This is a genomic window from Brevundimonas sp. DS20, from assembly GCF_001310255.1.
Lineage (GTDB): Bacteria > Pseudomonadota > Alphaproteobacteria > Caulobacterales > Caulobacteraceae > Brevundimonas > Brevundimonas aurantiaca.
This window is the reverse complement of the sequence record NZ_CP012897.1, coordinates 2,027,447-2,051,170: the sequence shown is the minus strand read 5'-3', so window position 1 is coordinate 2,051,170 and position 23,724 is coordinate 2,027,447. Positions and strand designations below refer to the sequence as shown.

Annotated in this window: 21 protein-coding genes and 3 tRNA genes; 4 read left to right on the top strand and 20 right to left on the bottom strand. The window is 66.3% G+C overall.

Annotation, left to right across the window (positions count from 1 at the left end; all coding sequences use genetic code 11):
• Window positions 1–3: 3 nt before the first annotated feature.
• From nuoL to JL11_RS09925, 16 genes are all read right to left on the bottom strand, one after another.
• Complete coding sequence (gene nuoL / locus JL11_RS10000; RefSeq protein WP_054765541.1) at window positions 4–2,106, bottom strand: NADH-quinone oxidoreductase subunit L; 2,103 nt, start codon at window positions 2,104–2,106, stop codon at window positions 4–6.
• A 2-nt stretch (window positions 2,107–2,108) separates the two neighbouring features.
• Complete coding sequence (gene nuoK / locus JL11_RS09995) at window positions 2,109–2,417, bottom strand: NADH-quinone oxidoreductase subunit NuoK (protein ID WP_054765540.1); 309 nt, start codon at window positions 2,415–2,417, stop codon at window positions 2,109–2,111.
• Window positions 2,417–3,043, bottom strand: coding sequence for an NADH-quinone oxidoreductase subunit J (locus JL11_RS09990; RefSeq protein WP_054765539.1), 627 nt, complete (start codon window positions 3,041–3,043; stop codon window positions 2,417–2,419). The genes nuoK and JL11_RS09990 overlap by 1 nt, the downstream gene beginning before the upstream one ends.
• A gap of 71 nt (window positions 3,044–3,114) precedes the next feature.
• Entirely contained in the window at window positions 3,115–3,606 is a 492-nt protein-coding gene (nuoI, locus tag JL11_RS09985; RefSeq protein WP_054765538.1) for an NADH-quinone oxidoreductase subunit NuoI, read from the bottom strand.
• Complete coding sequence (locus tag JL11_RS09980; RefSeq protein ID WP_054765537.1) at window positions 3,606–3,839, bottom strand: hypothetical protein; 234 nt, start codon at window positions 3,837–3,839, stop codon at window positions 3,606–3,608. The genes nuoI and JL11_RS09980 overlap by 1 nt, the downstream gene beginning before the upstream one ends.
• Window positions 3,836–4,069, bottom strand: a complete 234-nt coding sequence (locus JL11_RS09975; protein WP_054765536.1) for a hypothetical protein — start codon at window positions 4,067–4,069, stop codon at window positions 3,836–3,838. Before JL11_RS09975 ends, JL11_RS09980 begins: the two co-directional genes overlap by 4 nt.
• Entirely contained in the window at window positions 4,070–5,149 is a 1,080-nt protein-coding gene (gene nuoH, locus JL11_RS09970; RefSeq protein WP_054765535.1) for an NADH-quinone oxidoreductase subunit NuoH, read from the bottom strand. It lies immediately after the preceding gene.
• Between the two features lie 3 nt (window positions 5,150–5,152).
• Window positions 5,153–7,198, bottom strand: coding sequence for an NADH-quinone oxidoreductase subunit NuoG (gene nuoG / locus JL11_RS09965; RefSeq protein ID WP_054765534.1), 2,046 nt, complete (start codon window positions 7,196–7,198; stop codon window positions 5,153–5,155).
• Window positions 7,198–7,689: a hypothetical protein gene (locus JL11_RS09960; RefSeq protein ID WP_054765533.1), complete on the bottom strand. Its 492-nt coding sequence runs from the start codon at window positions 7,687–7,689 to the stop codon at window positions 7,198–7,200. The genes nuoG and JL11_RS09960 overlap by 1 nt, the downstream gene beginning before the upstream one ends.
• Before the next feature lie 2 nt (window positions 7,690–7,691).
• Window positions 7,692–9,005, bottom strand: a complete 1,314-nt coding sequence (gene nuoF, locus JL11_RS09955) for an NADH-quinone oxidoreductase subunit NuoF (RefSeq protein WP_054765532.1) — start codon at window positions 9,003–9,005, stop codon at window positions 7,692–7,694.
• Window positions 9,006–9,398: 393 nt separating this feature from the next.
• Window positions 9,399–9,680: a hypothetical protein gene (locus JL11_RS09950; protein ID WP_054765531.1), complete on the bottom strand. Its 282-nt coding sequence runs from the start codon at window positions 9,678–9,680 to the stop codon at window positions 9,399–9,401.
• On the bottom strand, window positions 9,680–10,357 hold the full coding sequence (gene nuoE, locus JL11_RS09945) for an NADH-quinone oxidoreductase subunit NuoE (RefSeq protein ID WP_054765530.1): 678 nt from the start codon (window positions 10,355–10,357) through the stop codon (window positions 9,680–9,682). The genes JL11_RS09950 and nuoE overlap by 1 nt, the downstream gene beginning before the upstream one ends.
• Entirely contained in the window at window positions 10,354–11,568 is a 1,215-nt protein-coding gene (locus JL11_RS09940; protein ID WP_054766920.1) for an NADH-quinone oxidoreductase subunit D, read from the bottom strand. Before JL11_RS09940 ends, nuoE begins: the two co-directional genes overlap by 4 nt.
• Window positions 11,569–11,633: 65 nt before the next feature.
• Window positions 11,634–12,278 carry an NADH-quinone oxidoreductase subunit C gene (locus JL11_RS09935; RefSeq protein WP_054765529.1) on the bottom strand — a complete coding sequence of 215 codons (645 nt, stop codon included), beginning with the start codon at window positions 12,276–12,278 and terminating at the stop codon, window positions 11,634–11,636.
• Window positions 12,275–12,886: a NuoB/complex I 20 kDa subunit family protein gene (locus tag JL11_RS09930; RefSeq protein WP_152950061.1), complete on the bottom strand. Its 612-nt coding sequence runs from the start codon at window positions 12,884–12,886 to the stop codon at window positions 12,275–12,277. The genes JL11_RS09935 and JL11_RS09930 overlap by 4 nt, the downstream gene beginning before the upstream one ends.
• Window positions 12,856–13,233, bottom strand: coding sequence for an NADH-quinone oxidoreductase subunit A (locus tag JL11_RS09925; RefSeq protein WP_054765527.1), 378 nt, complete (start codon window positions 13,231–13,233; stop codon window positions 12,856–12,858). Before JL11_RS09925 ends, JL11_RS09930 begins: the two co-directional genes overlap by 31 nt.
• Window positions 13,234–13,437: 204 nt before the next feature.
• Here JL11_RS09925 and JL11_RS09920 point away from each other — a divergent pair, with 204 nt between their 5' ends.
• The 3 genes from JL11_RS09920 (at window position 13,438) to JL11_RS09910 (ending at window position 15,400) form a co-directional block, all read left to right on the top strand.
• Entirely contained in the window at window positions 13,438–15,069 is a 1,632-nt protein-coding gene (locus tag JL11_RS09920) for an AbgT family transporter (protein ID WP_054765526.1), read from the top strand.
• Window positions 15,070–15,164: 95 nt separating this feature from the next.
• Window positions 15,165–15,241 (top strand) — tRNA-Asp (locus JL11_RS09915).
• A gap of 82 nt (window positions 15,242–15,323) precedes the next feature.
• Window positions 15,324–15,400: transfer RNA gene (locus JL11_RS09910), tRNA-Asp, on the top strand.
• A gap of 146 nt (window positions 15,401–15,546) precedes the next feature.
• On the opposite strand, the gene JL11_RS09905 is transcribed toward JL11_RS09910, so the two are convergent.
• On the bottom strand, window positions 15,547–16,797 hold the full coding sequence (locus JL11_RS09905; RefSeq protein ID WP_082382674.1) for a glycosyltransferase: 1,251 nt from the start codon (window positions 16,795–16,797) through the stop codon (window positions 15,547–15,549).
• A gap of 326 nt (window positions 16,798–17,123) precedes the next feature.
• Between JL11_RS09905 and JL11_RS09900 the strand changes: the two genes are divergently transcribed.
• Window positions 17,124–20,423 (top strand): autotransporter domain-containing protein, encoded by a 3,300-nt coding sequence (locus tag JL11_RS09900; RefSeq protein WP_054765525.1) that lies wholly within the window; start codon window positions 17,124–17,126, stop codon window positions 20,421–20,423.
• A gap of 57 nt (window positions 20,424–20,480) precedes the next feature.
• Here the strand turns inward: JL11_RS09900 and JL11_RS09895 are convergent.
• The 3 genes from JL11_RS09895 to lon all read right to left on the bottom strand — a co-directional run bounded on the left by JL11_RS09895 (window position 20,481) and on the right by lon (window position 23,371).
• Window positions 20,481–20,556 (bottom strand) — tRNA-Val (locus tag JL11_RS09895).
• A gap of 34 nt (window positions 20,557–20,590) precedes the next feature.
• Window positions 20,591–20,866, bottom strand: a complete 276-nt coding sequence (locus tag JL11_RS09890; protein ID WP_054766918.1) for an HU family DNA-binding protein — start codon at window positions 20,864–20,866, stop codon at window positions 20,591–20,593.
• Window positions 20,867–20,974: 108 nt separating this feature from the next.
• Complete coding sequence (gene lon, locus JL11_RS09885) at window positions 20,975–23,371, bottom strand: endopeptidase La (RefSeq protein ID WP_054765524.1); 2,397 nt, start codon at window positions 23,369–23,371, stop codon at window positions 20,975–20,977.
• Between the last annotated feature and the right edge of the window lie 353 nt (window positions 23,372–23,724).

Below are 23,724 nucleotides of genomic sequence, written 5' to 3'. Positions count from 1 at the left end.
GGATCAGGCTCCCCACGCGAGGATGGCGAAGGTGAGCAGACCAGCCACCCCGAGCAGCATCACGAAGGCATAGTAGTAGAGGAATCCGGACTGGAACTTGGACAGCCAGCCGGCCGATTTCAGCGAGGCCCAGGCGGCGCCGTTGGGGCCGAAGCCGTCGATGATCTTCACGTCGAAGATCTTCCAGAAGGCGTCGCCCAGGGCCCGGAAGCCGCGCACGAAGACGAAGTCGTACAACTCGTCGAAGTACCACTTGTTGTAGAGGAAGCGGTAGATCGCGCCGTCCCGCTCGGCCATGCGACGGCCCATGCCCTCGCGCGCCACATAGATCCAGTAGGCGAAGGCCGTGCCGATCAGGGTCAGGATCAGGGGCGACCACTTCACCCAGGTCGGAACCTCGTGGCTTTCGTGGAGCACATGATTGTGCTCGCCGGTGAAGATGGCGCCACGCCAGAACTCATGCTCGTGGTGGCCGATGAAGTGCGGCGCGAAGACGAAGCCTGCAGCCACGGCGCCGACCGACAGCAGGATCAGCGGAACCAGCATGACCCAGGGGCTCTCGTGCGGGTGCAGCGGGCCGTGGTGGCCGTGGTCGTCGTGGGCATGGTCGTCGTGACCGTGCGTGTCGTGACCGTCGGCGATCGGCTCGGAATGGGTTTCCAGCTGGGCGTGCGAGGCGTGGTCGTCGGCGTGGTGAGCGTCGCCCTCTTCCTTCCACTCAGGCTTGTTGTGGAAGGTCATGAAGACCAGGCGCCACGAATAGTAGGCCGTCAGACCGGCGGCGATGATGCCGACGAAGAAGGCGAACAGGCCGACCGCGCTATGGCCGCTGGCGGCCGAGGCGTAGGCGCTCTCGATGATCGAGTCCTTCGAATAGAAGCCGGCGAAGCCGCCGACGCCGGGGATGCCCAGGCCGGTGATGGCGATGGTGCCGATGGTCATGACGGCATAGGTGATCGGCAGCAGCTTCCACAGACCGCCCATTTTCCGCATGTCCTGCTCGTGGTGCATGCCGTGGATCACCGAACCGGCGCCCAGGAACAGCAGGGCCTTGAAGAAGGCATGGGTGAACAGGTGGAACATGGCCGCCTGATAGGCGCCGACGCCCGCCGCGAAGAACATATAGCCCAGCTGCGAACAGGTCGAATAGGCGATGACCCGCTTGATGTCGTTCTGGGTCAGGCCGACCGTAGCGGCGAACAGGGCCGTGATCGCGCCGATGATGGCGATGATCTGGGCGGCGCCGGGGGCGTGCTCATAGATCGGCGACAGCAGGCAGACCATATAGACGCCGGCGGTCACCATGGTGGCCGCGTGAATCAGGGCGGACACCGGCGTCGGGCCTTCCATCGCGTCCGGCAGCCAGGTGTGCAGGAAGAACTGGGCCGACTTGCCCATGGCGCCGATGAACAGCAGGAAGCCGGCCAGATCCAGCGCGGACCACTGGACGCCCAGGAACTCCCAGGTCGTCCCCGCCTTGGAGGCGACCAGCGGGAACAGTTCGGCGAACTCGATCGTGCCGTACATCCAGAAGACGGTCATGATCCCCAGCACGAAGCCGAAGTCGCCGACCCGGTTGACCACGAAGGCCTTGATGGCGGCGGCGCTGGCGGTCGGCTTCTTGTACCAGAAGCCGATCAGCAGATAGGAGGCCAGACCCACGCCTTCCCAGCCGAAGAAGATCTGCATGAAGTCGGCGGCCGTCACCAGCGCCAGCATCATGAAGGTGAACAGGGACAGATAGGCGAAGAAGCGCGGCCGGCTGTCGTCCTCGGCCATATAGCCCCAGGAGTAGAGGTGAACCAGCGAAGAGACGCTGGTGACCACGATCAGCATGGTCGCCGACAGGGCGTCGATGCGGATCGACCAGGCCGACTGGAAGTCCCCCACATTGATGAAGGGCGCCAGGCGGATAGTGAAGGGCTCCAGATGGCCCCAGGTCCACTGGCCGAAGACCGTCCAGGCGACGGCGCACGAGAAGAACAGCAGGCCGGTCGTGACGGTCTGCGACGGGATGTTGCCGATCCGGCGGCCGAACAGGCCGGCGACGGTCGCGCCCAGCAGCGGGGCGAAGATCCCGAGAATGATCAGGGTGTGGAGGTTCACGCTCAGCCCTTCATCACGGAGGCGTCGTCGACGGCGATGTCGCCGCGGTTGCGGAAGAAGGTCACCAGAATGGCCAGGCCGACGGCGGCCTCGGCCGCAGCCACGGTCAGGACGAACATGGCCATGATCTGCCCCGACACCTCATTGAGATAGGCCGAGAAGGCGACGAAGTTGATGTTCACGGCCAGCAGGATCAGCTCGATCGACATCAGGATGATGATGACGTTCTTGCGGTTCACGAAGATGCCGAAGACCCCGATGGTGAACAGGGCGGCGGCCGTGCTGAGATAGTGGATCAGACCGATTTCCATCAGAGAAGCTCCTCGGGCGAGACGCCCTGCCCGGTCTGCACCGACTTGACCTCCATCGCCTTGGCGGCGGAGCGGTTGACCTGGTCCGAAATGTTCTGGCGCTTGATATGCGGCTTGTGGCGCAGGGTCAGGGTGATGGCGCCGATCATGGCGATCAGCAGCACGATCCCGGCCGCCTGGAAGAAGTAGACATAGTCGGTATAGAGCACCCGGCCGATGGCCTCGACATTGGTCATGTCGGCGCTCGGCGCGCCCGGCGCCGTCAGGCCGGCGGTCGCGCCGCCCTGGATGACGGCGATGGACACCAGGATCATCTCGAACAGCAGCACGGCCGCGACGATGGCCCCGATCGGCAGATAGCGGGCGTAGCCGCCCCGAAGCTTCAGGAAGTCGACGTCCAGCATCATGACGACGAACAGGAACAGCACCGCCACTGCCCCGACGTAGACGACGACCAGCAGCATCGCCAGGAACTCGGCGCCGAGGAGGACGAACAGACCCGCAGAGGAGAAGAAGGCCAGGATCAGGAAGAGAACGCTGTGCACGGGATTGCGCGCGGTCACGACCAGAAGGCCGGACACCACGGCGGTCGCCGCCAGCAGATAGAAGGCTATGCCTTGCAGCATGTCGGGACGAGGCCCCTTTCGTCTCGGTCGTGACCCCGTTTGGGAATCGCCGACCCGTTAGCGTGAGCGCCTTAGCGGTAAGGCGCGTCGAGTTCCAGATTCTTAGCGATATGGCGTTCCCAGCGGTCGCCGTTGTCCAGCAGCCGGGCCTTGTCGTACAGCAGCTCCTCGCGCGTTTCGACGGTGAACTCCGAGTTCGGGCCCTCGACGATGGCGTCCACCGGGCAGGCCTCCTGGCACAGGCCGCAGTAGATGCATTTGACCATGTCGATGTCGTAGCGGGTCGTGCGGCGGCTGCCGTCGGCGCGGGGCTCGGCCTCGATGGTGATGGCCTGGGCCGGGCAGATGGCCTCGCACAGTTTGCAGGCGATGCAGCGCTCTTCACCGTTCGGATAGCGGCGCAGAGCGTGCTCGCCGCGGAAGCGGGGCGATTGCGGGTTCCGCTCGAACGGATAGTTCACGGTCGCCTTGGGGCGGGCCATGTATTTGAGGGTCAGGCCGATGGCGCCGATGGCGTCGAGCATCATCGCGCCCTTGGCGGCCTGGGCGATACGGGTGAACATCAGAGGCGATCCTCTGGCGCCGGGGCGCCGTTGGTTGAAGTCTGGGCCGGGGCGACGGCCTGGGTCTTGGTCGGGGTCTGGGCTGGAACCTGGCTTTGGGCGGCGCGCCATTCGCGCTCGATCCGCTCCTGGCGTTGCTGCCACTGATAGCCGGATTCAGGCATGCGGGTGTCGGGGGCGCAGGCCGTCATCACAGGCGCGAGGACCAGCAGCGGGAGGATCAGACGGGTCATGCTCCGGCCCTCCGCAGCACGTCCTTGCAGTCCATCGTCTTATAGCGGGGATCGTCGCGGTTCATCATCCGGCACAGATTGACCGTCTCGCCGTCACGGCGCGCTCCGTCCTCGCGCCGCTCCAGCGACGCGGCGGGATCGGTCGGCGCCGGTGCGGGAATGGGCGCGAATGTGCAGGCGGCGAGCCCCCCCGACGCGGCCATGCCCAGGATGACGGCGCGCGAGACCATCTAGGCCCCCACCGCGAAGACGCGCCAGGCGGCGGTGACCACCACGGCGACCAGAGAGGCAGGCAGGAAGATCTTCCAGCCCAGCCGCATCAGCTGGTCATAGCGGAAGCGAGGCACGAAGGCCTTCACCAGGGCGATCGCCAGGAACCAGAAGACCGTCTTGGTGACGAAGGTCAGCAGATAGATCGTATAGGCGATCCAGGCCGGCAGGTCGTCCAGCGTCTCCTGCGACAGGAAGCCGGGGTTCCAGCCGCCGAAGAACAGGATGGTCATCATCGCCGACATGAAGACGATGTTGACGTACTCGCCCATCATGAACAGCAGATAGGTGGTCGAACTGTATTCGACCTGATAGCCGGCCACCAGTTCCGACTCCGCTTCGGGCAGGTCGAACGGCGGGCGGTTGGTTTCCGCCAGGGCCGAGACGAAGAAGACGATCGACATCGGGAACAGGATGACGATCAGGGGCCAGGTGCCCTGCCCGCCGCCGAAGGCGTACCAGTTCCAGAAATAGCCGCTTTGACCTTCGACGATCTGCGACAGGTTCATGGTGCCGGCCAGCAGGATCACATTGATGATGATCAGGCCCAGCGAGACCTCATAGGACACCATCTGGGCCGCAGAACGCAGCGAACCCAGGAACGGATACTTCGAGTTCGAAGCCCAGCCGCCCATGATGATGCCGTACACGCCCAGCGACGACACGGCGAAGATGTACAGGATGCCGACGTTCAGGTCCGACACCACCCAGCCCGGCGCAAAGGGGATCACCGCCCAGGCCATGAAGGCCAGGACGACGGTGATGATCGGCGCCAGGATGAAGACCGCCTTGTCCGCGCCGGAGGGGATGACCACCTCCTTCAGCACGAATTTGATCATGTCCGCGAAGGACTGGAGCAGGCCGAAGGGACCGACGACGTTCGGCCCTTTGCGCATCTGCACCGAGGCCCAGACCTTGCGGTCGGCCAGCAGCAGGAAGGCGACGGCGACCAGGACGCCGACGGTGATCAGCAGGATCTGACCGAGGGTGATCAGCGTCCAGCCGCCGGGCGTGGCCCAAAAGGAGGTAGCAGCGTCCATGACTTACTCCGCCGCCATCGCGACCGGGGCGATCCGCAGGGCGGACAGTTCGGCCATGGTCGCACTGGCGCGCGCGATCGGGTTGGAAAGATAGGGATCGGCGACGATCGAGGTGAAGGCCCGGTCGCCCAGGTCGCCCTTGACGCCCAGCTTCGACGGGTCAAAGGCGGCCGGCGTCGGCAGATAGTCGATCCGGCCGAAGGTCGGATGATCGGCCATCAGCTTGGCGCGCACCTGGTCCAGGGTGTCGTAAGGCAGGGTCTGGTCGACGCGGGCGGACAGGGCGCGGATGATGGCCCAGTCTTCCTTGGCCTCGCCCTTGGGGAAGACGACGCGTTCGGCCATCTGCACCCGGCCCTCGGTGTTCACATACAGGCCCGACTTCTCGGTATAGGCCGCGCCCGGCAGGATGACGTCGGCGCCGTGGGCGCCGCGGTCGCCGTGGCTGCCCAGATAGACGCGGAAGGCGTTCGAACCGGTCGGATCGACCTCGTCGGCGCCCAGCAGGAACAGAACGTCCAGCGCGCCCGGCTTCAACATGTCCGCCGCCGTCAGACCTCCGTCCGCCGGCACGAAGCCCATGTCCAGACCGGCGACGCGCGCGGCGGCGTGGTGCAGGACGTTGAAGCCGTTCCAGCCGTCGGTCACGACCCCGACCTTCTTGGCCAGGGCGCCCAGGGCGTTCAGGACGGCGGCGCCGCCCTCCCCGCCCAGCGCGCCGGAGCCGACGATGATCGCCGGCCGCTCGGCCTTGGTCAGGAAGTCCATCGCCGACTTGGGCAGCTTGGCCAGGGTCTTGGACCCGGCGCCCAGATAGGCGTAGTCGAAGGTCAGGTCGGCCTGTTCGCCGATGACGCCGATCTCGACCCCGCCCTTGATCCAGCTCTTGCGCAGGCGGGCGTTCAGCAGCGGCGCCTCGACACGCGGATTGGCGCCCACGATCAGGATGGCGTCCGCCTTTTCAATGCCTTCCAGGCCGGTATTGAACAACCAGCCCTCGCGCGGGCCATAGCCCAGGGCGGCGCCGTCCTGGCGGCAGTCGGTGTTCTTAGAGCCCAGGGCGCGGAACAGATCCAGGGTCGCCTTCATCGACTCGGCGTCCTGCAGATCGCCGGCGATCACGCCGATGCGGTCGGCCGAGGCGGCCTTCAGCCTGGCGGCGACGGCGTCCAGCGCCTCGTTCCAGGTGGCGGCGCGCAGCTTGCCGTTCTCGCGGATCCACGGCCGGTCCAGGCGGCGCGCGGTCAGGCCGTCGACGACATAGCGGCTCTTGTCCGACAGCCACTCCTCGTTGATCCCCTCGTTGACGCGCGGCAGGACCCGCATGACCTCGGAGCCGCGGTAATCGGCGCGGATGTTCGAGCCCAGGCCGTCCATGACGTCGATGGTCTCGGTCTTCTTCAGTTCCCACGGGCGATAGTGGTACTGCCAGGGCCGGTGGGTCAGGGCGCCGACCGGGCACAGGTCGTTGACATTGCCCGACAGCTCCGAGGCGACCGACTTCTCGAGATAGGTGGTGATCTCGGCGTCCTCGCCGCGCGAGATCATGCCGATGTCCGGCACGCCCGCTACCTCGGTGATGAAGCGAACGCAACGGGTGCACTGGATGCACCGCGTCATGAAGGTCTTGATCGTCGGCCCCATGTTCTTTTCTTCGACCGCGCGCTTGTTCTCGGCGTAGCGAGAACCATCGCGGCCATAGGCCATGGACTGGTCCTGCAGGTCGCACTCGCCGCCCTGGTCGCAGATCGGGCAGTCCAGCGGGTGGTTGATGAGCAGGAACTCCATCACGCCTTCGCGGGCCTTCTTCACCATCGGGGTGTCGGTGAAGATCTCCTGGCCGTCGGCGGCCGGAAGCGCGCACGAAGCCTGGGGCTTGGGCGGTCCGGGCTTCACCTCGACCAGGCACATGCGGCAGTTGCCGGCGATGGACAGGCGTTCATGGTAGCAGAAGCGCGGGATTTCCTGCCCCGCGCGCTCGGCGACCTGGAGCACGGTCATGCCGGGCTCGAACTCAACTTCGACGCCGTTGACCTTGGCGACTGGCATCAGCGGGCCTCTTCTTCAGCAGGAACGGCCAATTCGGCCTGTTCCGTCGTCCCATCCGGGAGGGTCTGGGTGATGGTGATCGTCTCGCCGTCCATGACGTAGCGGACCACCGGATCGTCCGACTGGTTCATCCAGCGCACGAAGGTTGGATCGGGCAGATCGAGCGGCTTCCACACGATCAGGTCTTTCTCGACGCGGCAATCGGCGCGCATCCGGCCGCCGTCGACCGGGGCGCGCCAAGAGGCGTGGACCACCTCGCCCTCCACGCCGTCGATGGCGACGGCGCCGGGCTGCTGCCCGTGAATGGCGGCGAGGCCCGCGCGACAGACCCGGCGCAGATCGGCCGGGGTCAGGACCGCCGGCGCCGTCTTCACGGCGTCGGACGGCTTGGCCGCGGCCGCGACCTTTTCCGCAGGCGTGGGCGCAGCCTCGCGCTCGCCGCAAGCGGCGAGAGCCAAGGCTCCGATCACGAGGGCGGACAAGCGGCGCATCCCTACTCCGCAGCGATCGCGTGGCCGGCGAAGTTCGCGCGGCGGCTGCGGTAGTTGGCGATACGCTCTTCAATCTCGTGACGGAAGTGACGGATCAAGCCCTGAACCGGCCAGGCGGCCGCGTCGCCCAGGGCGCAGATGGTGTGGCCCTCGACCTGACCGGCGACGTCCAGCAGCAGGTCGATTTCCGACGGATCGGCCTCGCCCACGGCCATACGCTCCAGCACGCGCCACATCCAGCCGGTGCCCTCGCGGCACGGCGTGCACTGGCCGCAGCTCTCGTGCTTGAAGAAATAGCTGATGCGGGCGATCGCCTTCACGATGTCTGTGGACTCGTCCATCACGGTGACGCCGGCGGTGCCCAGCGACGAGCGAACCTCGCGCATGGAATCGAAGTCCATCAGCACGGTTTCCGCCTGTTCGCGCGTGATGACCGGGCAGGAGGCGCCGCCGGGGATGATGGCCTTCAGATTGCCCCAGCCGCCGCGAACGCCGCCGCCGTGCTCTTCGATCAGCTGGCGTAGCGGGATCGACATGGTCTCTTCGACGACGCAGGGCGTGTTCACATGGCCCGACAGCGACATCAGCTTGGTGCCGGTGTTGTTCGGACGGCCGAAGCTGGCGAACCAGTCCGCGCCGCGGCGCAGGATGGTGCCGACGACGGCGATCGACTCGACGTTGTTCACCGTGGTCGGGCAGCCGTACAGGCCCGCGCCGGCCGGGAACGGCGGCTTCAGGCGCGGCTGGCCCTTCTTGCCTTCCAGGGATTCCAGCAGGGCGGTCTCTTCGCCGCAGATATAGGCGCCGCCGCCGTGGTGGATATAGACGTCGAAGTCCCAGCCATGGACATTGTCCTTGCCGATCAGCCGGGCCTCATAGGCCTGTTTGACCGCCGCCTCCATCCGCTCGCGCTCGAGCACATATTCGCCGCGCAGATAGATGTAGCAGGCGTGGGCCTGCATGGCGAAGCTGGCGATCAGGCAGCCTTCGATCAGCAGATGCGGATCGTGGCGCATGATCTCGCGGTCCTTGCAGGTCGCGGGCTCGGATTCGTCGGCGTTGACGACCAGGTAGTGAGGGCGATCCTTCACTTCCTTGGGCATGAAGGACCACTTCAGCCCGGTCGAGAAGCCGGCGCCGCCACGGCCGCGCAGGCCGGACGCCTTGACGTTATTGATGATCCAGTCGCGGCCAAGGTCCAGCATGTCCTTGGTGGCGTTCCAGGCGCCGCGGCTCTTGGCTCCGTCCAGCGTCCAATCATGGAAGCCGTACAGGTTGGTGAAGATGCGGTCCTTGTCTTCGAGAATGCCGACCATCAGGCTGCTCCTCCGTCTACGCCGACGGGGGGGACCGAGAGCGGACTGGCGTTCGAGGCCGAGATCGCGTTGGCCGGGCGGCGGCTGACGCGGTTCAGGGCTGGGTTTGTTACGCGGTTCGGAAGCATCAGCAGGACCGGGTGAAGGCGTAGAGGGAGCGGTCGCGGGTGCGACCGAAGGGGATGTGGGCGGGGTTTGCGCCGATACGGGCCCGGCGCTCAGCGACAGACTGGCCGCGCCGGCCAGATTGACCAGCAATCGACCTGTCCCGGCGGGGCTCCACCCGCCTCGGCCGCGCTTGGGCGCGCGGCGCCCTGCCCGCTTCTGATCCGTCGACATGGCGCCCCCCGGCACGCTGCATCGAGTTCAAGAAACCACAGTAGATCGACGCGCTCATGACGAAGCGCCTTCCAGCTCGCGCATACGGCGTCGGTGATGTTGGGTGCGGGTGTAGACGGCGCCGATGACGCAGGCCCAGCCCAGGCCCAGCATGACGTAGGAGGCCGTATAGGCCCAGTCGCCCAGGCCGGGCGTGCCCTGCCGGGTGAACAGGATCAGCATGGCGGCGCCGACCACGAGCGCGAGTCCGCCCGCGCGCAGGGGGCGCGCGACCTGGCGCAGCTCCTTGCGGTATGCGGCGCGGCCTTCGTCGCTGTCGAGGTCAGGGGCAGGCATCAGGCCGGAGCCTTCTCGACCGGAGCAGGATCGCTGTTGGGCAGTTTCTTGATCGGCTTGGCGGCCGAGCCGTCATACAGCTTCGGGTCCAGCAGGGTCTTGGCCCCGCCGGCCGGCGCTGCATTGTGGCGACCGATGTAGGAGCCCGGCTTGGGCGCCTTGCCCGCCGCGAAGTCGTCGATGACCTGGGCCATGGTCTCGGGCGTCAGGTCTTCGTAATAGTAGTCGTTGATCTGTGCCATGGGCGCGTTGGAACAGGCGCCCAGGCATTCGACCTCCTGCCAGGTGAAGCGGCCGTCGGCGGACAGATGGTCCTTGGGACCGATCTTCTCCTTGCAGACCTTCATCAGCTCATTGGCGCCGCGCAGCATGCAGGGCGTGGTGCCGCACACCTGGATCAGGGCGGTCTTGCCGACCGGCTCCAGCATGAACATGGTGTAGAAGGTCGCGACCTCCATCACCCGGATGAAGGGCATGCCCAGCAGTTCGCCGACCGCGCGAATGGCGGGTTCTGAGACCCAGCCTTCCTGCTTCTGCACCAGCCACAGGATCGGGATCACCGCCGACTGGCGACGGTTTTCCGGATACTTCTTGATCCACCATTCGGCCTTGGCCTGGGTGTCCTTCGAAAAGGCGAACGAGGCCGGCTGTTCCTTGGCGAGACGACGAACGCTCATCGGTCCACTTCTCCGAAAACGATGTCGAGCGAGCCCAGGATGGCGGAGACGTCGGCCAGCTGGTGGCCGCGGTTCATCCAGTCCATCGCCTGCAGGTGACGGAAGCCCGGCGCCGAGATCTTGACGCGATAGGGTTTGTTGGTGCCGTCCGACACCAGATAGATGCCGAACTCCCCCTTGGGCGCCTCGACGGCCGCATAGACCTCGCCTTCCGGCGTCTTGAAGCCTTCGGTGTACAGCTTGAAGTGATGGATCAGGGATTCCATCGACCGCTTCATCTCGCCGCGACGCGGCGGCACGATCTTGTTGTCCTCGACCATCACCGGCTCGCCGGGGCAGTTGCGCAGCTTATGGATGCACTGCTCCATGATGCGCACCGACTGCTTCATCTCCTCGATGCGGCAGAGGTAGCGGTCCCAGCAGTCGCCGTTCTTGCCGACCGGAATGTCGAACTCCATCTCGGCGTAGCACTCGTAGGGCTGCGACTTGCGCAGGTCCCAGGCGATGTCCGAGCCGCGCAGCATCACGCCCGAGAAGCCCCAGGCCAGGGCCTGTTCCTTGGACACCACGCCGATGTCGACGTTGCGCTGCTTGAAGATGCGGTTTTCGGTGACCAGGCTCTCGATGTCGGCCAGGGCCTTGGGGAACTCCAGGCACCAGCGACCGATGTCGTCGATCAGGTCCATCGGCAGGTCCTGATGGACGCCGCCGGGGCGGAAGTAGTTGGCGTGGAGACGCGCCCCGCTGGCGCGCTCGTAGAAGACCATCAGCTTCTCGCGCTCTTCGTGACCCCAGAGCGGGGGCGTCAGGGCGCCGACGTCCATGGCCTGCATGGTCGCGTTCAGCAGGTGGTTCCCGATCCGGCCGATCTCCGAATAGAGGACGCGGATCAGCTGAGCCCGGTACGGAACCTCGATGCCCAGCAGCTTCTCGATGGCCAGGCAGAAGGCGTGCTCCTGGTTCATCGGCGCCACATAGTCGAGCCGGTCCAGATAGGGCACGTTCTGCAGATAGGTGCGGGCCTCCATCAGCTTTTCGGTGCCGCGGTGCAGCAGGCCGATGTGCGGATCGACACGCTCGACGATCTCGCCGTCCAGCTCCAGCACCAGACGCAGCACGCCGTGCGCGGCCGGGTGTTGCGGGCCGAAGTTGATGGTGAACTTGCGGTCGTCCATGTCGCGGGCATGGTCGGTCCGGTGATCCATCGGCATGTCTTCGAAGGGATCTCCGCCGCCGCCGCTGTTCGCGGACGCAGGGATACGGGCGCCGTCAGCCATCAGCCCTTCACTCCAGCCTTTTCGTCGCCGGGCAGGACGGGCGCCGGATAATCGGCGCCTTCCCACGGCGACAGGAAGTCGAACGTGCGGAATTCCTGCGTCAGCTTGACGGGTTCATAGACGACCCGCTTCTGCTCTTCGTCGTAACGGACCTCGACATAGCCCGTCATGGGGAAGTCCTTGCGCAGCGGATGCCCTTCGAACCCATAGTCGGTCAGCAGGCGCCGCATATCGGGATGGCCTGCGAAGATCACGCCGTACATGTCGTAGGCTTCACGCTCGAACCAGCCGGCGGACGGATAGACGTGGCAGACGGTCGGGACCGGCTGGACCTCGTCGGTGGCGACCTTGACCCGGATGCGGGCGTTCCGCGTCAGGGACAGCAGGTGATAGACCACCTCGAACCGCTCTTCGCGATCCGGATAGTCGGCGCCGCAGACGTCCAGCAGTTGCTGGAACCCGAACCGGTCGCGCAGGGCGGTCATCACCTCGACGATGTGTTCGCGCGGCGCGACCAGGGTCAGTTCGCCAAAGGCGACCTGGGCCTCGACGCCCCAGCCGTCGCCGGCGAGCGCCCCGACCAGCTCGGCGCCCATCGGCGTCAAGGCGGCCTCGAACTGGGCTTGAACGGCCAGCGAGCTCATCGGTCGATGGTCCCCGTGCGGCGAATCTTCTTCTGCAGCTGCAGCAGGCCGTACAGCAGGGCCTCGGCCGTCGGCGGGCAGCCGGGCACATAGACGTCCACCGGCACCACGCGGTCGCAGCCGCGCACGACGCTGTAGCTGTAGTGATAATAGCCGCCGCCGTTGGCGCAGCTGCCCATCGACACGACGTAGCGGGGATCGGGCATCTGGTCATAGACCTTGCGGATGGCCGGGGCCATCTTGTTGGTCAGGGTGCCGGCGACGATCATCAGGTCCGAGTGACGCGGGCTGCCGCGCGGGGCCATGCCGAAGCGTTCGACGTCGAAGCGCGGCATCGACATCTGGATCATCTCGACGGCGCAGCAGGCCAGGCCGAAGGTCATCCACATCAGCGAGCCGGTGCGGGCCCAGGTGATGACGTCGTCCAGCGAGGCGGTCAGGAAGCCGCGCTCGCCCAGTTCGGTGTTCACCGCCTCGAAGAACTTGTCATGGACCTTGGGGTCATAGCCCTCGACCGTCGACCGGGCGGCCGAATTGGCGGGAACCATTGCGCCGGGAAGCGGCGACGAAGGCGCGATCACTCCCATTCCAGGGCTCCCTTCTTCCATTCATAGATGAAGCCGATGGTCAGGACGCCCAGGAAGACCATCATCGACCAGAAGGCGAAGATCATGCCCGCCTGCGACAGGTCGAACATCGACACGGCCCAGGGGAAGAGGAAGGCCACTTCCAGGTCGAAGATGATGAACAGGATGGACACCAGATAGAAGCGGACGTCGAACTTCATCCGCGCGTCGTCAAAGGCGTTGAACCCGCACTCATAGGCGGACAGCTTCTCGGCGTCCGGATTTTTCGGCGCCAGCAGCAGCGGCAGGGCGATGAAAAGCACGCCGATGAAGGCGGCCACGCCGGCGAAGATCAGCACCGGCAGATATTCGAGCAGAAATGCGTTCATTCAAAGAACCTCGGCCGCCGGGGAGAGGCGGGATTCGGGGCTTCTTAGACCCAACGTCGGCGCGGTTCAAACCCCTGTGACGACGGGTTTTTTGTTGCGAATCGGTCGCAGGTTTTCGGGCTATATGTCGCAGGTGGGGCGCTTGCCGTCTTCGGCGGCGCGCGGCCCTACTGACGGCCTGATTTCGCACCCGAAAGTCCGACGATGAATCCAGCCGCGCGCCTTCTGAACACGGTCGAGAGGATCGGAAATCGTCTGCCCGATCCGGTCTTTCTCTTCCTCTGGCTGGTCGGCGGCCTGATTCTGCTTAGCATGATCGGCGCGGCCCTGGGCTGGTCTGCGGTGAATCCGGTGACGGGCGATCGGCTGGCGGCCCAGAGCCTGCTGTCGCCCGAAAACCTTGAGCGGCTGATCATCGGCATGCCGCGCACCCTGGCGGACTTCCCGCCGTTGGGGATCGTCGTCACCATAATCTACGGGGCTTCGGTGGCGGAAAGGGCGGGCCTGTTCGCCACGGCGATTCGCGGCGCCCTGCTGAATGCGCCGCGGGCGATCCTGACCCCGATCGTGGTTGTGACGGGCATGGTCTCCCACCATGCGTCGGACGCCTCCTATGTCGTGGTCATCCCCCTGGCGGCGGTCATCTTCGCTGCGGCGGGTCGGCACCCCCTGGCGGGTCTGGCCGCCGGGTTTGCGGCCGTGTCGGGCGGCTATGCCGGAAATCTGTTTCCCGGCGCCAGCGACGCCTTGATCCTGGGGATCACTGAGCCGGCGGCCCACCTGATCGACCCCTCCTATTCGGTGAACATCGCCGGCAACTGGTTCTTCATCATCGGGGTCGTCCTGGTCTTCACCCCCATCGTCTGGTTCCTGACGGACCGGGTGATCGAGCCGCGCCTGGGGCCGTGGGCGCCGTCGGCGGACGCCGCCGCTCCCGCCGCCTCCGAGAAACAGCCCCTGACCGCCGATGAGAAGCGCGGCCTGGCCTGGGCCGGACTGGCCCTGATGGGGATGATCGCCCTCTGGGCCCTGATCACCCTCCTGCCCGGCTCGCCCTTCGTCGATCCGACGGCCGAGCCCGAACAGAGGTTCAATCCCCTGTACCGTTCGCTGGTGGCCTTCTTCGCCGTGACCTTCTTCCTGACCGGCGCCGCCTATGGCGCCGGTTCGCGGTCAATCCAGTCGCATCGGGACCTGGTCCGCATGATGCGCGACGGCATAGCCCAGTTGGCGCCCTATATCGTGCTGGCCTTCTTCGCCGCCCATTTCGTAGCCATGTTCAACTGGTCGGGGCTGGGGCCGATCCTGGCGGTCAACGCCGCCGCCGAGCTGAAGAGCCTGGCCCTGCCCGCCCCCCTGCTGCTGATCTGCGTGGTCTTCGTCTCCTGCTTCTTCGACCTGTTCATCGGTTCGGCCTCGGCCAAATGGTCCGCCCTGGCTCCGATCGTGGTGCCGATGTTCATGCTGTTGGGGATTTCGCCCGAGATGACGACCGCCGCCTATCGGATGGGCGATTCGGTCACCAACATCGCCACGCCGCTGATGAGCTACTTCCCCCTGATCCTGACCTTCGCCCAGCGCTGGGATCCGCGCTTCGGCCTGGGGTCTCTGATGGCGACCATGCTGCCCTATGCAGGGGCCTTCCTGGTCGCCGGCCTGATCATGGTGGCGGCCTGGGTCACGCTGGACCTGCCGCTTGGGCCGGGCGTCGGCGTCTATTACGAACCGCCCGCCCCCGCCGTCGCCGCCCAGGAGCCTGCTGCAGGCGGTCTGGCGGGTCCGCACACCCCGCCCCAACCGGCGGCGGTCCCTTCGCCCACAGCCCCGTCGCGCTGAGGCCCGTCTTATCGAAAAAGGTCGCTTGACGCGCTGTGTAAGCCCGCCTAAACGACGCCCCTCGCCGGGGCGCACAGCCGCTTCGGTCGGGAAACGCGGGTGTAGCTCAGTTGGTTAGAGTGCCGGCCTGTCACGCCGGAGGTCGCGGGTTCGAGCCCCGTCACTCGCGCCACTCTCTCTAGAAATAGATGGAGTGGCGCACACCGCCTTCCCACACAGTTTTCGAAACAACTCTAAAGTTTCGACCCAGGTACGCGGGTGTAGCTCAGTTGGTTAGAGTGCCGGCCTGTCACGCCGGAGGTCGCGGGTTCGAGCCCCGTCACTCGCGCCACTTCTTCTGTAACGAAGAAGCGGCGCGCCGCCCCGCAAGCGCGCAAATCCCCTATTTCTTAGAAAAACATCATCCCCGTCCGGGGTATGATCGGCGCTGACCGCAGTCCAGCGCCCGTCCCCAGAGACGGGCGGGCCCGCTTCGGATCAGTGGACGGCGAACGCCGCCTCGGGCTGAACGAAGGCGGCCTCTCCGGTCAGCTCTCCATAGACCATGCACAGGTCTTCAAAGACGCGGTTCCAGGCGAACCGGCTGACCGCCTTTTCGCGGGCGGCGCGGCCGATGGCCTCGATGTCGCGGGCGAACAAGGCCTCGATCGCCTGGGCGTAGTCGTCGGCCTCGGCGCTGGCGGCCAACTGGCCCACGGTCGAATCGACCGTCTCGGCCACGCCCCCGGCGTTTACGCCCACCACGGGCCGACCGCAGGCCATGGCCTCCAGCACGATCAGACCGAAGGGCTCCTTGTCATTGGCGTGAACGAAGGCGTCGCAGCTGGCGATGATCTTGGCCACCGCCCGCGGGTCCTTCTCATAAGGCAGGGAGATCACCCGGTCCTCGGCGGGCATGCCCGAACCAGCGCCGACCAGGACCAGATAATAAGGGGCGCCCAGCTTTTGGACCGCCTCGATCAGAACATCGACGTTCTTCTCCTTGGCGGGACGGCCGGCAAAACACAGAAGGCGTGCGTCTGGGCCGAGGCCCAGTTCCTTCAGCAGCCAGGACCGATCGCGGCGGTCGGGCCGGAAGGTGTCGACCTCGACGCCCAGCGGACGAATGACGATATTGTCCACCCCCGCCTCCTCAAGCCGCCGCGCGATGAAGCGGCTGGGCGAAACGACGCGGTCAAACTGGGAGAACAGACGGGCCCAGCGCTTTTCGACGGGCTTCTTGGCCCATTCGCCGAAATGAAGCGCCGCCAGGCCGGCTGGGTCCGAATGGCAGAAGCCGACGACGGGACAGCCGACCCTCTGGCCGGCCTCCAGGGCGCCCTGTCCCGGCGTATAGGGGTCGCCCGCCTCAATGATCGACGGCTTCATGGCCGCGACCCAGGCGCTCCAGCGCTTGACCGAACTGGGCCAACGATAGCCGTCTCCGAACGGCAGTCGCGTGGCGCGCAGCTGAACGATCCCGTCCGCCCGCGCCCTGTGTCGGGCGCCCGGCACGATGAGGGAATGGCTGACCCCCGGCCGATTGGCCTCGATCCACGCCTTCTTCGACAGCAGGTATCGCTTCACGCCGCCGGACCGGGGCGCGTACAGCATGGTGGTGTCCAACAGCCGCGGCCGCTCGTCCTGCGACGCCTGTTTCAACGCCCTCAAGGTGTCCGCCACCTCCACGTCCAGTCCGGGAATCAGACGAAGTTCGCTTTCGTGGACGTCGAGATCAGTCAGGGTCATTCGGGGGTTCTCGTCAGGTCTGCGCTCGCAAACGCCGAAAGGCGCGGAATGGATGCCTCATCCTCAGAGGCGGTTGACCATGATCTTCGCCCCTAGACCCGGCTGCGGCAAAGCTCAATAGGGAGCGAGAAAAACCCTCCGAACCCCGCCCATCACGACTGAAAATCAGGACCTTGGCCCGACCACCCCGCCCTTTCGGCGCCGCAGCAGATGGAGCGCGGCCTTGCATTCGCCTCAAATTCGATAAAGTTGGGGAAGGCTGGCCCGGACCCTGCTAAAGGGTCGCCTGCATCGTGATCGCGTGACCACCAGGGGTTTTCTTCCGAATGCGTATTCTGCTCGCGACCGCCGTGGCGATCGCCCCCTTGATGGCCGTAAGCGGCGCTCAGGCCGAGGTCGTCGTCTCGACCGCCCGGACCACCCCGATCCGCACGGCGAACGCCACCGGAACGGCGGCGGATAACGTCCGTCTGGCCAGCGGCGGCTCGGTCGCCGTCAACTCGGGCGCGGCCGTGACGCTGGATTCCAGCAACACCGTCGATCTGGACAGCGGTAGTTCCATCACCATGGACAAGGCCGCCGACGGCGCCACCGGCATCCTGGTCAACGGCGGCAACACCGGGTCGGTCACGGTCGGCGGGGCGATTAACATCACCGACAGCCAGGAAACGGCTGACATCAAGGACACAGACGGCGACGGCGATCTGGACGGCCCCTTCGCCACGGGAACCGGCCGCTATGGCGTGCGGGTGACCGGGGCATCGCCCTTCACCGGCAACGTCCTGGTCGAATCCAGCGGCTCCATTACGGTCGAAGGCAATAATTCCTACGGGCTCGGCGTCGAATCGGCGGTGAACGGCAAGGTTCAGAGCCTGGGCACCATCCGGGTCGTCGGCGACAACACGGCGGGCGTCCGCACCACGGCTCCGGTCTCGGGCAATGTGGATCTAGCGGGCTCCATCTCGGCCACCGGCGCGGGCGCGACCGGGGTCTCGGTCGAAGGCGCCGTGGGCGGCGCTCTGAAGATCCATTCCACCATCGCCACCACCGGCTATCGCTACACCACCCCGCCTCCGGCGCGCCCCTCCACCGGAACGTTCGACAACGCCACCACCCTGTTCCTGGATGAGTTGGACGCCGATGACCTGCTTCAGGGCGGACCGGCCGTGCGCGTCGGCGCCAATGTCGCGGGCGGCGTCCTGCTGGACAAGGCCCTGGCCTATTCGGCCGCCGGCATCGACGGCGACGACGACAAGGACGGCGTCAAGAACGGCGACGAGGACGACGACGGCGACGGCGTCAAGAACCGCGATGATCTGGACCGCGACGGCGACGGCGTGCCCGACGCCAGCGAGACAACGGCCGCCCTCACCTCTCTGGGCGCCGCGCCGGCCCTGCTGATCGGCTCCACCGCAAACACTGTGACCTTGGGCGCGGTCGGGACGGGCGACGCCGCCTATGGCCTGATCAACCGGGGCGCCATCACCGGATCGGGCGTCTATTCCGGCGTTCAGGGACGCGGGCTTCAACTCGGCGTGGACGGCGGACAGGCCGTGACGATTGCGGGCGGCGTGCGCAACGAAGGCTCGATCGCCGCCTCGGCTGTCGACGCCAACGCCACCGCCATCCAGGTCGGCGCCGGCGTCTCTGCCCCCGCCCTGGTCAACACCGGGACTATCCAGGCCGTCGTGGCCGGCAAGGGAACCGAGGCCGCCACGGGTGTTCTGATCGGCGTCGGCGCGAACGTCGGCAGTCTGACCAACACCGGCACGATGATCGCCTCCTACGGCGGCGACGACGGTTCGGCGACCGTGATCCGCGATCAGTCGGGCTCGCTGACCCAGCTGAACAACGCCGGCGTGATCGCCGGCTCCCTGACCGCCAGCTCCAGCAGTCTGGCGGACGTCTCCGGCACGGTCACGGCCATCGACCTGTCGGCCAACACCAGCGGCGTGACCCTGCGCCAGTACGGTGTTCCCGCCGCAGCCGACAGCACTGCGACCGACACTGACAAGGACGGAGTGCCGGATGCCAGCGAGCCCCAGATCGTGGGCGCGATCAAGCTGGGCTCGGGCGCCGACACCTTCAATGTCGAGAACGGCACGGTCGTCGGCGACATCGCCTTCGGCGCCGGCGCCGACCGGCTGGCGATCAGCGGCGGCGCCGTGGTGCAGGGCGCGATAACCGACAGCGACGGCGCCTTGGACATCAACGTTTCCAAGGGCACGCTGAACGCGACCCAGACGACCGCCACCAACATCTCCAGCCTGAACGTGGGGGCCGACGGCGTCCTGATCACGACCCTGGACCCCAAGGCCGATCGCGCCGGCGGCTTCAACGTCAGCGGCGCCGCCACCCTGGCGACGGGCGCGCAGCTGGGCGTGCGCTTCTCCTCCCTGCTGGAGGGACCGGAGCGGTTCGACATCATCAAGGCCGGCACGCTGAACGTCGGCCAGATCGACAAGCAGCTGCTCGCCGAAAACTCGCCCTATCTCTATGTCGTCGAAGCGGGCGTCGATCAGGGCGCCAACAGCCTCTATATCGACGCGCGCCGGCGCACCGCCCAGGAGGCCGGGCTGATCCCGGTCGAGGCCTCGGCCTATGACGCCGTCTACGCCGCCCTGGGCGCCAATGAGACGGTTCGTAACCTGTTCCTGTCCCAGACGGGCCGCGACGGCTTCATCGACGCCTACGAGCAGATGCTGCCGGACCACTCGGGCGGCCCTCTGATGTCGTTGTCGGCCGGGGTGGACGCCGTGACCCGCGCCCTGACCGGGCGCAACGCCTCGGCTGCGCCCGGAGAAACCAGCGCCTGGCTGCAGGAGATCAACTTCTACGCCGACAAGGACAAGACCGACTCCTACGGCTTCCGGTCCGAAGGCTTCGGCGTGGCCGGCGGCGTCGAGAAGGGCTCCAGCCTGGGCGCCTTCGGCGTGACGGCGGCCTTCACCTCCTCGGACATCAAGGATCCGGAAGCGGAGGCCGAAGAGGTCCTGTCCGCCAATCTTCTGGAGCTCGGCCTCTATTGGCGCGCCCAGGGCCAGTACTGGACCACCTGGGCTCGGGCGGCCGGCGGCTACGCCAGCTTCAGCGCCGACCGCTCGCTGGTCGCCGGCGGCGTCTATCTGAACAACACCTCCGACTGGCACGGCTGGACCGCCGCCGCCGCCGGGGGCGCCTCCTATGAGCGCAACTACGGCCGGCTGAACGTCCGTCCCGAAATCTACGCTGAATACTTCCGCCTGTCGGAAGACGCCCGATCCGAAAAGGGCGGCGGCGACGGCTTCGATCTGGACATCGATTCCCGCGACAGCCACATCTTCTCGGCGGTGGCGGCGATGAACGTCGGCTACGGCTTCGGTCGCGACGGCTGGATCCGTCCCGAACTGCGGATCGGCTATCGCCAGAATCTGTCGGTCGACGCCGGCGAGACCATCGCCCGCTTCGCCAGCGGCGGGCCGGACTTCATCCTGTCGCCGGACGCCGTCGAGGGCGGCGGCCTGCTGCTGGGCTTCCGCATGAACCTGGGCAACGAGCTGGGCATGCTGTCCCTGACGGGCGACGCCGAGCTGCTGGAGGACTATGTCCGCTATTCGCTGCTGCTGCGGGCCAGCTTCCGGTTCTGATCGGAGCCTGAGATCAAACGGAAAAGGCCGCCGGAGCGATCCGGCGGCCTTTTTGATTGGTAGGCGGCGACGGGCTCGAACCGCCGACCCTCTCGGTGTAAACGAGATGCTCTTCCAGCTGAGCTAGCCGCCCTTGAAACCAGAGCGGGGCTTATGCCCTCTGGGCGTCAGGCGTTCAAGGCGCTTTTCAGGCCTTCGCCGGCGCGGAAGCGGGCGGTGCGGGAGGCGGCCCGCGCTATGGCCTGGCCGGTTTGAGGATTGCGCGCCACCCCCGCCTTGCGCTCGATCGTGGTGAAGCTGCCGAAGCCGATCAGCTTGACGTCGTGACCGTGAGACAGGGCCTCGACAACACCGTCGGTGAAGGCCTCCAGCGCCGCCTTGGCCTGGTCCCGACTGATGTTCGCCGCCGTCGCCATGCGACCGATGAGTTCCGCTTTCGTCATCGTCATCCCTCCAAACGGTCAGTAAACGTCCGATAGGCGCTCGCGTCAAAAGCGAAAACGCCGCCGACGGGCTGTCGGCGGCGTTCCGGCGTGCGACTTAAGTCGCGTTCAGTGGCTGACAGCCGCCGTGGCGCCCTCCGCGGGGGGAACGGGCGTCGGCAGGGGTTCAGCCGTCTCGTCCCATTCGACCGGGGTCAGGGCGCCGACCAGGGCCCATTTCAGGGCCTCGTCCGCCGTGGAGATCGGCACGATCTCCAGCGCCGACTTCACATTGTCCGGCACGTCGGCGAGGTCCTTTTCGTTCTCCTGGGGGATCAGCACCGTCTTGACCCCGGAACGCAGGGCCGCGAGCAGCTTCTCCTTCAGGCCGCCGATGGCGGTGACGCGGCCGCGCAGGGTGATCTCGCCGGTCATGGCGATATCCTTGCGGATCGGCACGCCCGTCAGGACCGAGACCATGGCCACGGTCATGGCGACGCCGGCGGACGGACCGTCCTTGGGCGTGGCGCCGTCCGGCACGTGGACGTGGATGTCGGTTTTCTCGAACACCGGCGGCTTGACGCCGAAGTCCAGAGCCCGCGAACGGACATAGGAGGCCGCCGCCGAGATCGACTCCTTCATCACGTCCTTGAGGTTGCCGGTCACGGTCATGCGGCCGCGACCGGGCATCTTGATCGCCTCGATGGTCAGGATGTCGCCGCCGAACTCGGTCCAGGCCAGGCCGGTGACGATGCCGACCTGATCCTCCTCATCCGTCTCGCCGTAGCGGAACTTCTTCACCCCGGCGTATTCGGCCAGTTTTTCCGCATCGACGGTGATCGAGGCGGCCCCAGTCTTGGCCATTTCGCGAACGGCCTTGCGGGCCAGACCGCCCAGGGCCCGCTCCAGCGACCGCACCCCGGCCTCACGGGTATAGTAGCGGATCAGGTCGCGGATGGTCTCTTCCGGAACGACCAGCTCGCCGTCCTTCAGGCCGTGATCCTTCATCTGTTTGGGCAGGACGTGACGCTTGGCGATCTCGACCTTCTCGTCTTCGGTGTAGCCGGAGACCCGGATGATCTCCATCCGGTCCATTAGCGGCTGCGGCATGTTCAGGCTGTTCGCGGTGGTCACGAACATCACCTGGGACAGGTCGTAGTCCACCTCCAGATAGTGGTCGCCGAAGGTCGAGTTCTGGGCCGGGTCCAGCACCTCCAGCAGGGCCGAGGACGGATCGCCGCGCCAGTCGGCGCCCAGTTTGTCGATCTCGTCCAGCAGGACGAAGGCGTTGGTGGTCTTGGCCTTCTTCATCGACTGGATGATCTTGCCGGGCATGGAGCCGATATAGGTCCGGCGGTGGCCGCGGATCTCGCTCTCGTCGCGCACCCCGCCCAGGGACATGCGGACATATTCACGCCCGGTGGCCTTGGCGATCGACTTGGCCAGAGAGGTCTTGCCGACGCCGGGAGGGCCGACGAGGCACAGGATCGGCCCCTTCAGGCTGCCGGTGCGGGCCTGGACGGCCAGATATTCGATGATCCGTTCCTTGACCTTCTCCAGGCCGAAGTGGTCCTCCTCGAGGATCTCTTCCGCCCGCACCAGGTCGATCGGCTTCTGCTTGGCCTTGCCCCACGGCACGGACAGCAGCCAGTCGAGGTAGTTGCGCACCACCGTCGATTCGGCCGACATCGGCGACATGTTGCGCAGCTTCTTGACCTCGGCCTCGGCCTTGGTGCGGGCCTCCTTGGACAGGCGCGTCTTCCGGATGCGCTTCTCCAGATCCATGATCTCGTCGCGCGCGTCGTCGGTCTCGCCCAGCTCGCGCTGGATCGCCTTCATCTGCTCGTTCAGATAATATTCGCGCTGGGTCTTCTCCATCTGACGCTTCACGCGCGAGCGGATCTTCTTCTCGACCTGCAGGACGGAGATTTCCCCCTCCATCAGGCCATAGACCTTCTCCAGCCGCTTGGGCACGTCGATGGTTTCCAGCAGACCCTGTTTGTCGATGATCTTGACCGACAGATGGGCCGCGACCGAGTCCGCCAGTTTGGAGGCGTCGGTGATCTGGGGGATGGAGCTGAGGGCCTCGGGCGGCACCTTCTTGTTCAGCTTCACATAGTTTTCGAACTGCTCGACCACGGCGCGCAGCATGGCCTCGGCCTGAGAGGTCTCACCCGGCTCGTCCTCGATCTCGACGGCCTCGGCTTCGAAATAGTCGGTGCGGTCGGTGAAGCGGGTCAGGCGGGCGCGGCCCTTGCCCTCGACCAGGACCTTGACCGTGCCGTCCGGCAGCTTCAGCAGCTGCAGGACGCTGGCCAGGACGCCGATGGGGTAGATGGCGTCGGGCGACGGGTCGTCGTCAACGCTGTTCTTCTGGGTCGCCAGAAGGATCTGCTTTTCGCCCTTCATGATCTCGTCGAGGGCCTTCACCGATTTTTCGCGGCCCACGAAGAGCGGCACGACCATGTGCGGAAAGACCACGATGTCTCTCAACGGCAGGACGGGCAGGATCTTGGTGTCAGTCATGATGCGTACTCCTGGGCCATTGGTGATCGCCGGCCCGCCGCCACGGTCGCCCGGGCAAGAGGCCCGACCAGCGCGTGACGACCCGTCGATTCCGACGGCGTTCGAATGAGTATGTGGTTTGAAAGACCTGCGGTTCAAGCGTGGCCGCCCATCCGCCCACATGCACGTGTCTTTCAGCCCACGCCGCCGGCGTCTGCGGCCGGTCGGCGCGCGGTTTTCGGACGGCTGAAAAACAGTGTCCGATGTGTCCGATCTGTCCGGAGGTGAAGCCCTCGGCGGAGCGGAAGAACCGTTCGGCCCCTGCCGGACACAGAAAAACAGTGTCCGATGTGTCCGATGTGTCCGATTTGAAA